The organism is Aureliella helgolandensis (assembly GCF_007752135.1).
GTDB classification, from domain to species: Bacteria; Planctomycetota; Planctomycetia; order Pirellulales; family Pirellulaceae; genus Aureliella; species Aureliella helgolandensis.
Window position 1 is genome coordinate 3954605 of the sequence record NZ_CP036298.1, and the last position, 13086, is coordinate 3967690.

Annotated in this window: 10 protein-coding genes; 4 read left to right on the forward strand and 6 right to left on the reverse strand. The window is 54.9% G+C overall.

The window, feature by feature from the left end:
- The first annotated feature begins 23 nt into the window (after positions 1 to 23).
- On the forward strand, positions 24 to 1493 hold the full coding sequence (locus Q31a_RS14130) for a DUF1501 domain-containing protein (RefSeq protein WP_145078860.1): 1470 nt from the start codon (positions 24 to 26) through the stop codon (positions 1491 to 1493).
- Between the two features lie 57 nt (positions 1494 to 1550).
- Positions 1551 to 2438, forward strand: a complete 888-nt coding sequence (locus Q31a_RS14135; RefSeq protein ID WP_145078863.1) for a sugar phosphate isomerase/epimerase family protein — start codon at positions 1551 to 1553, stop codon at positions 2436 to 2438.
- Positions 2439 to 2454: 16 nt separating this feature from the next.
- On the opposite strand, the gene Q31a_RS31135 is transcribed toward Q31a_RS14135, so the two are convergent.
- Both Q31a_RS31135 and Q31a_RS14140 read right to left on the reverse strand, forming a co-directional pair.
- Positions 2455 to 2586 (reverse strand): hypothetical protein, encoded by a 132-nt coding sequence (locus tag Q31a_RS31135; RefSeq protein WP_261342715.1) that lies wholly within the window; start codon positions 2584 to 2586, stop codon positions 2455 to 2457.
- Between the two features lie 503 nt (positions 2587 to 3089).
- Positions 3090 to 3989 (reverse strand): dihydrodipicolinate synthase family protein, encoded by a 900-nt coding sequence (locus Q31a_RS14140; RefSeq protein WP_145078866.1) that lies wholly within the window; start codon positions 3987 to 3989, stop codon positions 3090 to 3092.
- A gap of 266 nt (positions 3990 to 4255) precedes the next feature.
- Between Q31a_RS14140 and Q31a_RS14145 the strand changes: the two genes are divergently transcribed.
- A complete protein-coding gene (locus Q31a_RS14145; protein WP_145078869.1) occupies positions 4256 to 5536 on the forward strand; it encodes a polysaccharide pyruvyl transferase family protein in 1281 nt (426 codons plus the stop codon).
- 14 nt (positions 5537 to 5550) lie between these two features.
- Here Q31a_RS14145 and Q31a_RS14150 read toward each other — a convergent pair whose 3' ends face one another.
- A complete protein-coding gene (locus tag Q31a_RS14150; protein WP_145078874.1) occupies positions 5551 to 7461 on the reverse strand; it encodes a M20/M25/M40 family metallo-hydrolase in 1911 nt (636 codons plus the stop codon).
- A 519-nt stretch (positions 7462 to 7980) separates the two neighbouring features.
- On the opposite strand from Q31a_RS14150, the gene Q31a_RS14155 reads away from it, so the two are divergent.
- Positions 7981 to 8199, forward strand: a complete 219-nt coding sequence (locus Q31a_RS14155) for a hypothetical protein (protein WP_145078877.1) — start codon at positions 7981 to 7983, stop codon at positions 8197 to 8199.
- Positions 8200 to 8257: 58 nt separating this feature from the next.
- Here Q31a_RS14155 and Q31a_RS14160 read toward each other — a convergent pair whose 3' ends face one another.
- The 3 genes from Q31a_RS14160 to Q31a_RS14170 form a co-directional block, all read right to left on the reverse strand.
- The gene (locus tag Q31a_RS14160) at positions 8258 to 9892 is read right to left on the reverse strand and encodes a GMC family oxidoreductase (RefSeq protein WP_145078880.1); all 1635 of its coding nucleotides are present in this window, start codon (positions 9890 to 9892) and stop codon (positions 8258 to 8260) included.
- A 451-nt stretch (positions 9893 to 10343) separates the two neighbouring features.
- Positions 10344 to 11435: a redox-regulated ATPase YchF gene (ychF, locus tag Q31a_RS14165; RefSeq protein ID WP_145078882.1), complete on the reverse strand. Its 1092-nt coding sequence runs from the start codon at positions 11433 to 11435 to the stop codon at positions 10344 to 10346.
- Between the two features lie 589 nt (positions 11436 to 12024).
- The gene (locus Q31a_RS14170; protein ID WP_145078885.1) at positions 12025 to 12867 is read right to left on the reverse strand and encodes a sugar phosphate isomerase/epimerase family protein; all 843 of its coding nucleotides are present in this window, start codon (positions 12865 to 12867) and stop codon (positions 12025 to 12027) included.
- Positions 12868 to 13086 lie beyond the last annotated feature (219 nt).

Here is a 13086-nt window from a genome sequence, read left to right on the forward strand (position 1 = left end):
CCATTGCATTGAAAGAAGCTGCCATGGATCCCCGACACGAATTGGACCTTATCGAGTCACGACGTCAGTTTTTCACCGGTGGCGGTCTTCGACTCGGTGCGCTTGCCTTAGCGGCCCTCACTGCACAGGGTACTGCTCGCGCGGTAGGGGCCACTAGTCCACAGATGAATCCACCCTTGGAGGGCTTTCCGAACTTTGCGCCTCGCGCGAAGTCGATTATCTACCTGCACCTGAACGGCGGTCCATCGCAGATAGATACTTGGGATTACAAGCCCGGGCTCAACGATTACTTCGATCAAGACCTTCCCGAGTCTATTCGTAAGGGACAACGCATTACCACGATGACAAGCGGGCAAAGTCGCTTGCCCGTCGCTCCCAGCAAGTTCAAGTTCGCGCGGCATGGAGAATGTGGTCGGTGGGTAAGTGAATTGCTGCCGCATACTGCGAAGTGTGTGGATGACATCGCCCTGGTCAAGAGCGTGCACACCAATGCGATTAATCACGATCCGGCATGCACGTTTGTGATGACCGGGAGCGAGGTTCCAGGGAAGGCCAGCTTGGGTAGCTGGCTTGCCTACGGCCTGGGCAGTGAGAGCAATGATCTGCCTGCATTCGTCGTTCTAACGCCCAGTTGGTCCTCGACTGCATCGGCGCAGGCTCTGTTCACGCGAATGTGGAGCAGTGGCTTTCTTCCGACTCGATTCAACGGGGTAGCGCTCCGCAGTAGCGGCGACCCGGTCCTCTATCTCCCCAACCCACCCGGGGTAACCCGCCAAGATCGTCGCCAAATGCTCGATTCATTGGCCGTGCTGAATCGCCATCGTCACCAGCAGATCGGGGATCCTGAAATTCAGACTCGAATCGCCCAGTATGAAATGGCTTTTCGGATGCAAAATAGCGTACCGGAGTTGACCAATTGGTCGAGTGAAACCGAATCCACACTCGACATGTACGGGCCCGATGTCCATAAGCCCGGCACGTTTGCCGCCAGCGCGTTACTCGCTAGACGGCTCGTTGAGCGCGGAGTACGGGTCGTCCAGCTATTGCATCGCGGCTGGGATCAACATGGCAACATCGCGCACGATCTACCGGCGCAATGCCGAGACGTTGATCAAGCGACTGGCGCATTGCTGCAGGATCTGAAACAGCGTGGCCTGCTTGAGTCAACGTTGGTAGTCTGCGGTGGCGAATTCGGTCGTACCGTCTATTGCCAAGGTGGTTTGACTCGCGAGAACTATGGTCGTGACCATCATCCGCGTTGCTTCCCGATGTGGATGGCTGGTGGTGGAGCCCAGGGGGGAGTCAGTGTTGGGGAAACTGATGAGTTCAGCTACAACATTACGGAACGCCCCGTTCATATCAATGATTTCAATGCGACGGTTCTCAAATGCTTAGGTATCAATCACGAGCGGTTCACGTTCCCCTTCCAGGGGTTGGATCAACGATTGACCGGTGTGGAACCGGCTCACGTAATCGATGAATTGTTGAGCTAACTGACGCAGCGAGTCGTCAATCAAATTTGGATTCTTATCACAGGGAAGATACTCAAGATGCCGCAACTTGCCGCGTTTCCGAAAGCGTTTATGCAAGCGCTCTGCAAAGACGGATCCATGAAGGTATCGGAATGGATTGAACTAGCCTGCCAATTGGAAATTCAAGGCCTAGAATGGTATGCCGGTTTTTTGGAAATGTCCGAGCGGTCCAACTGGAGTTTGTTTCGAGAACAAGTGGAGTCGCACGGACGCGTCATACCGATGGTTTGTTGTTCGCCTGACTTCACGCACACCGATGCTGACTTTAGAAATCAACAGATCGAGAAACAGAAAAACTGGATTGATATGGCTCACATTCTGGGGGCTAGCTATTGCCGCGTGCTGAGTGGGCAGAAACGACCGGAACTCGGAATTGAGCAAGGGATCGAGCTTGCCGCAGATTCGATCAAAAAGTGCCTGCCCTATGCTCAAGACAAGGGCATCACGCTCATAATTGAAAACCACTACAAAGATGATTTTTGGGAGTATCCCGAGTTCGCGCAGGAGATGGACATCTTCTGCCGCTTGGTCGAGAGAATTGACCATCCCAATTTTGGGGTCAACTATGATCCGAGCAACACGTACTTGGCAGGCGAGGACCCTTTAGATTTGCTCAAAAGAGTTTCTCACCGCGTGGTGACGATGCACGCTAGTGATCGCTATCTAGCCGAGGGCACGTTAGAGGATCTCCGTAGAGAGGAGGGAGGTGCCGTGGGGTACGCAAAACGACTGCGCCACGGCGAAATAGGCCAAGGCCTGAACGATTACGATGCCATCTTCACAGAACTCAAACGCGTTGGCTTTGATGGCTGGATCAGCATCGAAGATGGCGTCGATGGGATGGAGCAACTTGAGCGTAGCGTTCAATTTCTGCAGAAGAAGATTGCCCAATACTGGCCCACCTAGAAGGTTGGCTCGCCTTCTAGAGGGCTGCAGCCGCTAGCATCCCCCAGGCTCGTTGCCCTAGTCGCAACAGCTTGGAATTCCAGTCGCTGCCCCAAGACGCCTTCCCGAAATAGCCTCCGCGCGTGCCAACGCAAGTTGGTTGTTGCATTCACTTTCTTCTCTGCCCCAGGTTATCTTGGGCACCCCCCTGCACCAACCTCAACCAGGCTTCCACTAATCCTCCCCCGCACTCACAGCTCTGCTGACTCCATCAAGCAGACGGTTTGACAGAAAGATAGAGACGGAAAGATTGAGACAGGTACGATAACAGCGTGTCTCGACTTACTGGTGCTCTCTATTTTTCTGTCTCCATTTTTCTGTCAATGCTCTTGTTATCTTCTGTAAGTGGGCTCGCTTGATAAACCAGCTGTGAATCACAAAGGGAGCAGCAGTCTCCAACGTCTTGCCGCCAAAGCCAACGCTTACGGAAGCGACGGAGACGCGCACACCACCGGCGGGCTACTATCACAACCCGCCGCGTGAGCAAGGAAGAGTGGTTCGTGCGACTGCTCGAGACGGGTTCTATCTTGGCGGTTGCCTAGACCCGCTCCTGAATGCTCAAATGGGTAAATGCTGTGCAGGCCGGCGTGTCTCAACTTCATGGAGTGGTTGCTACAACAATCCCAGGTCCTGAAGATCTTGCTTGAGCGTGCTGCATTGCTCGCTGGTCAGCTGTTGCTGCGGTAGTCGGCAGCGTCCCATGGGCACCCCTTGGAGTCTTAGCATTTCTTTAATGCCGGAATGAAACGGGTAGGTGTTCATCAAACGAATGAACTCGATGGACCGCATTTGCTCTTCGCGCGCCGCCGTCAAATCGTTCTTCACAAAGGCCTCGATGATCCGCAAATAGATCGGCGCAATTACATTGTAGGTGCTGCCAATGGCAGCGGTGGCCCCAGTCGCCAAGGCGCCGAGTAGCATTTCATCGCAGCCAAAAACGATGTCGAGTTTGCCATCTGCGACTGCTTGGCATGCTTGGAATTCGAACAGCTTGGTGTCAGTGTACTTGAGTCCTACCAAGTTTGGGACCTGCTCGATGCCCGCCTCAAGGAGTCGGACGATATCAATGGTTGAACCCGTCATGCCGGGAATATGGTAGTAGTAGAATGGGGTGTTGGGAGCGGCGGCAGCTATGTCTGCGATGCATTCGACTAGCGTCGGAATATCGTTCGCCTTGAAGTAGGATGGGCAGGTGGCCGATACAATGTCGGCCCCAGCTTGGGCCGCATGTTGAGCTAGGTCACGCGCATCTGCTAGACTATTGTGGCCGACCTGTACGATCAATGGAACGCGACCAGCATTGGCGGTAATAAACGCCTCGGTCGTTGCCTTGCGTTCGGCCGTAGAGAGCGACATGCCTTCGCCGGTGCTTCCGCAAACGTACAACCCCTGAACGCCATCGTCCAGCAGACGCTCCACCAAAGGAGCCACCTGTGCTAATTCAAGATCACCGTCGGTGTTCATCGGTGTGTAGGTGGCTGCGATGAGTCCATTGAGTCTGGCAGTTTGCATTGGGAAGGTTTCGATGGTCTGGGGGAATGTGGCGGGAGGTAGAATCGTTGGCGGTCCAACCTGCAGAGAGGTCTGTCCCGGGCCGCGACTGGCGGTAATTGTCATCCATTCAGGGACGGTTCACAACTCCCCATTTTGTTCGGAGCCCGCTCTGCGTACTGGCAATCTGCCCTTTCCATTGAGCGTTGGTGCGTGGAAGAGGCAGCGTTGTGCGCAACCGCACCGTTTTTATGACCAGCAGTTTTAACTAGTGAGAATATCGCACGATGCAACGTCGTAATTTTGTCAAAGCCGGTTTAGTGGGAACGCTCGTTGCTGGAGCATCAGGACAGTTGCGGAGGTCGTTAGGCAGTACCGCGGGCCCCCCTAAAATCCTCTTGCGGTCCTCCTGGCAGACCGTGAATATCGGTGATATCGCCCACACGCCGGGTGTTCTGAAACTTTTAGAAACCTATCTACCGGAAGCTCAGGTCTTCTTGTGGCCGAGCAAACTTGACAACGGCGTCGATCAAATCTTGCAGCGAGCTTTTCCAAAGGTGACTCTCGTGGAAGGTGCTGAGGCGCTGAGCAGCGCCTTCGATGCATGTGATTTTCTGTTGCACGGTTCGGGCCCTTCGTTGGTGGCTGAAAAGGATGTGCGGCGCTGGCACAGCGAGACCGGCAAGCCGTTTGGAGTTTATGGCATAACACTTCCCCCCACTCCCTCCAGCTCAACGGTGGCGCTAACCGACGAAGTTATGCAACGGACGATCGATCTTCTCGGTGAAGCCGATTTTGTATTCTTCCGTGACTCGAAATCCCTGGAGCTGGCGATTGCTAAGGGGTGTCGTAGTCCCACGATGGAGTTTGGACCCGATGGTGCTTTTGCATGCGATTTGCGCGACGAACAGGCTGCGGATGATTTCTTGACGACTCATCAGCTTGAAACCGGTAAATTCCTGTGCTGTATACCTCGCTTACGCTACACGCCCTATTGGACCATTCCTTCCAAGAATAGGGCGCCCGATCCTGTCAAACAGGCGCGTAACGATGCCATGAAGGAACACGATCATGCACAGCTACGCACGGCAATCATCGAAGTGGTGCGCAACACGGATTTAAAAGTTCTCGTCTGCCCTGAAGATCAAACGCAGATGCGAGTGGGCAAGGAGCTATTGCTGGAGAAATTGCCGCAAGATGTGCGATCCCGTGTTGCTTGGCGCGAGCACTATTGGCTCACGGGAGAAGCGGTCAGCACGTATGTCCGGAGTGCTGGTCTCTTTGGCAATGAGATGCACTCACCGATCATGTGCATTGGTCATGGGATTCCAGCCATCGTCTGTCGTTGGGCAGAGCAGACGAGCAAGGGCTACATGTGGCAGGATATCGGATTGCAGGAATGGCTATTCAATATGGATGACGAACAGGATGTGCAAAAAATCGTTCCGGCAGTCATGGAACTGGCCCTGCAACCAGCGGCCGCTCAAGCGGAGGCCAAGCGGGCCCAAGCGTTTGTTCAGCAGCGTCAACAGGAGACGATGGGCGTGCTCGCTGCGCGTCTAGCCTAGCGTGCGGCCAGCTGCTAGCTTGCTCCCAACACGACTTCGAGTGTCTGTTGATTGCCAGCTCGCTCGATGGTCAAGCGGGCCTTTTCCCCCGGCTTTTTCTTGGCTAGTTCATCTCGTAGACGATCCAGATTTTCCACCGCCGCATCTTGGACTTTGAGTATGATATCACCGGGCAGAATTCCAGCTTTTCGTGCAGCGCCGCCATCATCGGTGCTTCCTACCGTTAACCGAGACGCGGTGAGATCGACCTGGATGCCCAAAGCGGCTTTGCGATTCATGTCCTCTATTTCCGAGGGGATGTAGCTGACGACTGCCCGCGATCGATTGCTGAGGTATTGAGGGCGTTGAGGAGTTGTGGCCAAGTCGCGGACGAGATCTGTCACCAAGCTGGATATCCTGGCGATTCCCTCTAAATTAACCGTCTCAAAGTCGTCGCTCGGACGGTGGTAGTTCCGGTGAAGACCGGTGAAGAAGTGGAATGCCGGAATCCCCTTCTCGTAAAAGCTTGTATGGTCGCTCGGGCCGAAACCAGCGGCTTGCTTGTTGATCACGAATTGGTGCTCTGCATTCATCCGATCGATCAAGGAACTGAACTCGACTGCCGTGCCCGTGCCGAAGACGGTTAATGCGTTTTCGGTAAGTCGGCCTACCATATCCAGATTGACCATCGCCACGGTCGTCTCTAGTGCCCAGCGTGGATTGCGGACGTAGTGCTTGCTACCCAACAACCCTTTTTCTTCCCCGGTAAAGGACATGAAGAGAATCGTGCGTCGGTTTTCAGAGGTGTCGGTCGAGAGGCGGCGAGCAACTTCCAGCATGGCGACTGTTCCTGAACCGTTGTCGTCTGCTCCATTGTGGACTTCAATTGTGCCCGGAGCTAAGGACCCAGATCCGCCCATGCCCACATGGTCGTAATGGGCTCCTAGGACCACGTACTGGTCGGCTAGCGTTCCCCGGCCTGGTAAAACACCGATGATGTTGCGAACCTCCAGTTGTGAAGCAACCAGATGCACTTCACCAGCGGCACGGAGGTTTTCCAGGACTTGGGAAGCGGGAGCACCCGAGGTGTCGATGGCCTCCTCCAGCTCGGTGAGTGTCTTGCCGATCGAATGCGCCAACCAGCTTTCGATCAAGCTGCGAGTGCAAAAAATCGTTGGAATTTTCGATTCTGATCGCGCCGAGCCCGCGCCGGTAACATCCAGCAACTGGTCTTCGTCTCCGAGGGCTGCAGTGGCGCGATCATTGACCAAGATCAGTGCGGCAGCGCCATGTTGGCTCGCATTGAGCTCCTTGGTGCTGAAGTAGGCGTGCTGCGTATTGGCGATACCGTCAAACCGGCTACTCGGATCACTGGCCTGTGGTTCCTTCCGCAACACGATCACGACTTTGCCCCGTACGTCGACATCAGCATAGTCGTCGTAGTCGAGTTCAGATGCGGAGATCCCATAACCGGCGAAGACGAGCTCCCCCTCAAAGAGGCCGTTGCTCCCCAGCGATACTGGTTGGAAGTTTTTGCCAAGTTCTGGGGCTACTGGATTGGGGATACCGTCTACATTCAGCCTGTTTTGTTCTGGGCTGCTGACACCAACGGGCCCGGGCAATTGAAAGTTTTGGAAGGGGCTACCCTCAAAAGTATCGGTCTTCAGCCCGAGAGCTTCAAAGCGGCTTGCGATGAACTCAGCTGCCTTACGAATCCCAGGGCTGCCGCTGTCGCGTCCCTGGAGTTCATCCGACGCAATGAATTTCAGATCTTCTCCAAGTCGGTCCACGACACTCGGAGAAACGTCCTGAGCATCGGTCGGAAGCGGAGGGCTCTCTTGGCCATCGCTAAAATTGGTGTTACCCAGTAGGACCGTTAGGCAACCGAAAATGATAGGCAGCAGAGTTGGCGGAAAGCGTCTTGGAGTGATCAAGGCGTCTTGCATCGGGCGTTTCCTCAACAGTGTTTCCACGAGTGGTTTTGAGACAGAGGTTTAGTCGACTGTCCATTCTAACGTCCGCCAAAAGCGAGGCTACCGGACATTCCAGGCTGGGCTGCGCCCAGGGTTCGGATTCTGTCCGACTTTTCTCAGTTGCTAGAGTTGCGAGTGACTTACATCCAGAAAATCATCAGACAACATGGAACTTGGGGGGCCTGTCCGCGACAGCTGGCAGTAAGGGCGAATCGGGCAACGAGCATTTACTCCCGCAGAGTGGCAGATGCCGGTCCCCACTTCGCTCTGGGGAGAGGCGTCACCGCCTGAAGTGACAGCGCCGGAAGTATTGTGTAATAACTGACTATGGTGGAGCCGTTGGAAATGAACTTGAAGTTGTTCACCACTCGGACCGTATTTAAGTGCTCTGCCGAATTGTGCTCGGACAAACAGCGAACTGCAGCGTGCGCATGGCTAGAATTTCTGCTGCCGCAGTGCGGTTGGAGAGGGAGTTTAGCCTGGGATTAGGAAATGCGATGGGGGCTAACGACCGCGACAGACGCAGATACCATGTCTTTCATGAACCGCGTCTTTCATGAACCGGCCCCTCTCTCGTTGCCGCCCGTTCGTCAGCCGTTCGCCAGCCACGTCAGCCACGTCAGCCACGATCGTCGCGATCGTCGCGATCGTCGCGATCGTCGCGATCGTCGTCGGCCGGCTGTCTATGCCGATGAGCCTAGTGCCCGATGAGAGCTCACGCCGTTCCAGAATTCTGCGGGAAGTGTTCGAGGGAGAACACTAGCTACGATTACCGATCTCGTAGGCGCTCTGCACACTGCCAAGCTACCCACAAAGCGGATGCATTCGTGTTGGCTGCTGGCAGATCTGGGAGTACCGATGCATCGGCAATGCGCAACCCGCTGATTCCATGGACTCGAAACTCACCGTCGACGACCCCATCGACATCTGAATTGCCGAATCGACACGTTCCCACGGGGTGAAAGATCGTTTGGGCAAACATTCGCAATGACTTCTCAAGCTTGCGGGCAGTCGTGCAGCGCGGACCGGGGAGAACTTCCACCTGCACCACTTTGTTCAGTGGCCCGGATGCAATCGCTGCGGTCAGCCATGGGAGTATTGCCATGTAATGTGACACATCTTGGGGACTGGAGAGATAGTTGGGATCGACTCTCGGCAACCATGCGCCGTTCGCAGTCCTATACGGACGAATAGTGCCGCGACTGGCCGGGTGCAAATCGGTGATGGCCAGAGAACAGAAATGGTTCTCTGTTGGCGTTGCTGGGTACTTGAGGTAGTGGGACGGAGTGAAATGGATCTGAAATTGGGTCGCGGCCACCTCGGGCACATTTAGCAATGCGCCTGCTTCTGCAATATTGCTGGCTAATGGTCCGTCCCCCCGTTGCCGGTAGGCATCGCGTTGGGCCAAGGAAAACCTGCGAGGGAGCCCCTGCGATTCTCGCGTTCGAAAAATGATGGGATACACCAAATGGTCTTGCAGATTTTTTCCGACGCCGGGCAAGGCCTGCTGACATAGAATCCCAGCTTCGCGCAGTTGCTCTTCAGGCCCGACTCCAGACTGCATGAGTAACATCGGTGAACCAATAGCACCCCCGCACAGAATTACTTCTTGTTCGGCGAAAATGCGGTGCACGCGTGCGTCACGATCCACGAACTCCACGCCGCGAGCTCGGCCTGCTTCCAACAGGATTCGCTCGACTTGCACCTGCGTACTTCGATACAGCTGAGGCTCTGGAGCGAAAGTTTCTTGCGCAGACTCCAGTAACTGCAATCCCGTGTGGACTCGTCTGCCGTGGGCTTGAGTAAGTGTAAATATGCCACTTGTATTGGGAGTCGATTGCGTCCACCGATTGTGCTGGGTGCAGCCCAGTTGCTTGGAAGCATCTAAAAACTGCTGAGTCCACGGGTGGGGTTGTCGAACTGGCTCGAGTGGTAGTTGACTAAAGGTGCACTGTCGCCCGTCGGTCGCAGGTAAGGAGGGTGGTGCGGCAGTTGCGTTGGCGGAGCTGAGTGCACCCACGCTGCACTCTTCAGCGACTCGGTCGATGGTCGGGAACCCCCAACGTTGCAAGTCTGCTTGAGCGGGCTGTAGGTAGATGAGTGCGTTGATCGCTCCACTGCCTCCGATCACTTTTCCTCGCGGCCATGGCAGGGCACGATTGAGCAATCCGGTTTGCGGGGTGGTGCGGTAATTCCAATCGAGACAGCTGCCAAAGGTGCGTGGATAGAAATTGGGAACGACGCAGCGCACGTCTCTGCCGTCGCCTCCAGCTTCCAGCAAGGCGATCGGTCCCTGCCCGCGTTCTGCCAATAGTCGAGCGAGCAGGCAACCAGCCGAGCCACCACCCACGATGATGAAACGGTAACGCTCTGAAGTTGAAACGGAGTCAGCGGAGCAAGGCATACGGCATGTCTATCTAGGAGTTCGATGCGTGCTAAAGTTACTCCTTGTCTACTCTGAGCCGCGTGCCGGCGTCTTGGAATCGTAACAAGCCGGTGAGCAAGGAAAAGTGGTCGTTGCTACAAGGCGTTTGTGGGTGTGACCATCACAGAGAGGCCGGAAAGGTGCTAGGGGCGACAATCCGGTGCATCAGGGCGTTTAGCAAAGGCGCGTCGGAGTCCGAGTGATTTGGGCATACTTGCATGTCAATTAGCCTTGCTTACCAGGCTGTTGATTTAATAGCAATTTGAATTTCAACGCGGAGGTAGCATCCCTAATTGCCCTGTAGCGGTAACCATCTTTCCTTGCTCGCGCAGCGGGTTGTGATTTCCTACTTGCTTACCGGTTTGTAGACACCGTAAACCGCAGCGTGAGCAACGCTAAGACTTACAGCCATCAGGCACCTGCGTCGCAACTACACGTTGAACAGGAAGTGACAAATGTCGCCGTCCTGCATCACATAGGTCTTCCCCTCGGTACGCAACTTACCAGCTTGGCGAATGTCCTTTTCCGACTTGAACTCTTCGAGATCGGAGAGCGAGTAAACTTCGCAGCGAATGAAACCTCGTTCGAAATCGCTGTGAATCACCCCAGCCGCTTGAGGAGCCGTCGCGCCGATCGGAACCGGCCAGGCGCGAACTTCCTTTTCACCGGCAGTGAAGTAACTTTGGAGACCCAGCGTGCGGTAGGCTTCGCGGGCCACGAGCGAGAGTGCAGGCTGAGCTAACCCCACCGATTCGAGCATTTCGGATCGGTCTGGCTCTTCCAACTCGGCTAATTCTGCTTCCAATTTTGCGCAAACCGGAACCACACTGGCCCCAACCTTTTCGGCAAAGACGCGGACCGCAGACGCCAATTCCCCGGTTCCATGGAGATCGCTTTCGTCGACATTCGCGATGTACAGGATTGGCTTGGCGGACATCAGCCCATAGGAAGCGATTTCCTTGGCTTCGGCAGGTGGCATCTCCAGCTTTCGGAGTGGTTGATCTTGAGCCAAATGAGCTTGGCAACGTTGAATTGCGGCAACGCGGACTTTGGCTTCCTTGTCACCACTCTTGGCAGATCGCTCGGCTTTGGGCAGGGCGTTTTCCAGGGTCTGCATGTCAGCGAGCATTAACTCAGTTTCGATGGTCTCGACATCGGAGACGGGATCAACCTTACCAGCCACGTGAATCACGTCATCGTCTTCGAAGCAGCGGACGACTTGCAGAATCGCGTCCACTTGCCGGATGTGGCTAAGGAACTTGTTTCCCAGCCCTTGTCCTTCGCTGGCACCTTTGACGATGCCCGCAATATCGACCAACTTCAAATAGGTCGGAATGACTTTTTGTGGCTTGATAAAGTTAGTGATACGTCGTAGACGCTCGTCGGGAACTGTCACGATCCCTTCGTTGGGTTCGATCGTGCAGAACGGGTAATTCGCCGCTTGAGCCCCTTGTGTACTGGTGAGCGCATTGAACAGAGTACTTTTGCCAACGTTAGGCAAGCCAACAATTCCAGCTTCCATGATTCCGCTTCTACGCTAATTCAGTGTCGTTAAGTTTGGGACGGTCGAGCGGGATATGTTACCCCAGCTAGTCAAAAACGGAACAGGGCCCAACCGAGCCGGATGGCAATCCAAGCGACGGTTCAGTCGAGTAGGGGACCGGGCAGTGGTTAGCGGTTCGCCAATCAGCAACCCTCTCCGGTGAATGGCCTGCGGCTGGGAACGTATCGGTTGAAAGACCAGCCCTGCCGCCGAACGAATTGTCGACTGAGTCGTGCTTTCGGTTTTAACGCGGAGGTAGTTCCCCCAATGGTCGCGTAGTGGCAGTTATCCCGCCTTGCTCTCCGGGCTGTCGAAATAGTAACCCGCTGCGCGAGCAAGAAAGATAGTTGCCGCTACAAGGCAGTATGGGACGCAACCTCCGCGTTAAAATTCAAATTGCGATTAAATCAACAGCCCGTCTCGCGGTGGGCTACTCTATCTCAACATGCCACTTAGCAGGGCAGGAGTTATTGTGGGGATCCCACGGTCGTTTGCAGTGCGCGCACGCGTCAAGCACTGCGATCGCGTGTTGCTCTGCAAAAACTGCTGAGGCCACCACCACGGCTGGCTACAACAACTTCTTCCGTAGTTCGGTCAGTAGAGTTGCTGCGTGGCTAATCTCAGCTTTTTGACGCTCAGGCTCTTGCGGGATTTCTCGCTCGATGGTTAGTGGTCCGAGGTAGCCGATTTCCTTGAGAGCGCTCAAATAGTTTTCCATTCCGACTTGGCCTTCTCCAAGCGGCATTTCACGTCCCCAAGTAACGCCAGGTTGATCGCTAGCCAAGGCGTCTTTGCAATGCACGCTACGGATGAAGGGCCCCAGTTTGCGAACCGCTTCAATAGGTTCACCGGTACCGTAGAGCACCATATTGGCAGGATCAAAATTGATGAACAAATTGTCACATTTAGAATCTGCAATAAATGCTAATAAGCCTTCAGCGGTTTCTTGTCCGGTTTCTAAGTGAACTGCTTGGTCGTTCTGCTTGGCGTGCTCACACAGCTGACGCGTTACTTCCAAAACCTCTTGGTAAAGGGGCAGCGTTGGATCGTGGGGTACAAAGCCAAGGTGGAGGGCGATGACTTCACAGCCCAGTAAACTGGCAAAATCGGCAATCTCTTTCATCTCTTGCAAACGCGCCGCGCGCGTTTTGGGCGGTACCAGCCCCACCGTTTCGGTGACGGTGGGAATGTCTGCGTAGCTCTCTCCTTCGAAACCACCAAACACGGCTGTCAGCTCAATCCCCAATTCCTCCAAGCGTGCGAGGAATTTCTCCGCGTTGTCTGGGGTGCGAGAGCTGCGCTGAGGGGCGTGAAGCTGAATGGTTTTGATCCCCAGCTCGTGGGCGACCTCCAATTGGACGCCCAATCCAGCATCAATGCTCGTAAAGACCCCGATTTCCCAATCAGCCATCGCTCTTGCTCCAACAAAGTTCCATCAAAATTGCAACGAGAGTAGCCACTACGCCCGATCGCGCAACTGGATACTCCACTCCGACGTTTCATCACGTGCCATCAGTGTACCGCTGTTCAGCAGCCGTCAGCCGGACCACTTTGGCAGCATTGTATTCTAAAATGAATTGCAGGTGGAACGCCCCTAATGATCGGTAGAAGCGGATGATCAGGAAAAATG

Excerpts from the sequence above, each read along its gene's own strand:
- Q31a_RS14170 (WP_145078885.1), bottom strand. The coding sequence starts at position 12,867 with ATGGCTGATTGGGAAATCGGGGTCTTTACGAGCATTGATGCTGGATTG.
- Q31a_RS14130 (WP_145078860.1), top strand. The coding sequence starts at position 24 with ATGGATCCCCGACACGAATTGGACCTTATCGAGTCACGACGTCAGTTT.
- Q31a_RS14150 (WP_145078874.1), bottom strand. The coding sequence starts at position 7,461 with ATGCAAGACGCCTTGATCACTCCAAGACGCTTTCCGCCAACTCTGCTG.
- Q31a_RS31135 (WP_261342715.1), bottom strand. The coding sequence starts at position 2,586 with ATGCAACAACCAACTTGCGTTGGCACGCGCGGAGGCTATTTCGGGAAG.
- Q31a_RS14135 (WP_145078863.1), top strand. The coding sequence starts at position 1,551 with ATGCCGCAACTTGCCGCGTTTCCGAAAGCGTTTATGCAAGCGCTCTGC.
- Q31a_RS14155 (WP_145078877.1), top strand. The coding sequence starts at position 7,981 with ATGCGATGGGGGCTAACGACCGCGACAGACGCAGATACCATGTCTTTC.
- Q31a_RS14160 (WP_145078880.1), bottom strand. The coding sequence starts at position 9,892 with ATGCCTTGCTCCGCTGACTCCGTTTCAACTTCAGAGCGTTACCGTTTC.
- Q31a_RS14140 (WP_145078866.1), bottom strand. The coding sequence starts at position 3,989 with ATGCAAACTGCCAGACTCAATGGACTCATCGCAGCCACCTACACACCG.
- ychF (WP_145078882.1), bottom strand. The coding sequence starts at position 11,435 with ATGGAAGCTGGAATTGTTGGCTTGCCTAACGTTGGCAAAAGTACTCTG.
- Q31a_RS14145 (WP_145078869.1), top strand. The coding sequence starts at position 4,256 with ATGCAACGTCGTAATTTTGTCAAAGCCGGTTTAGTGGGAACGCTCGTT.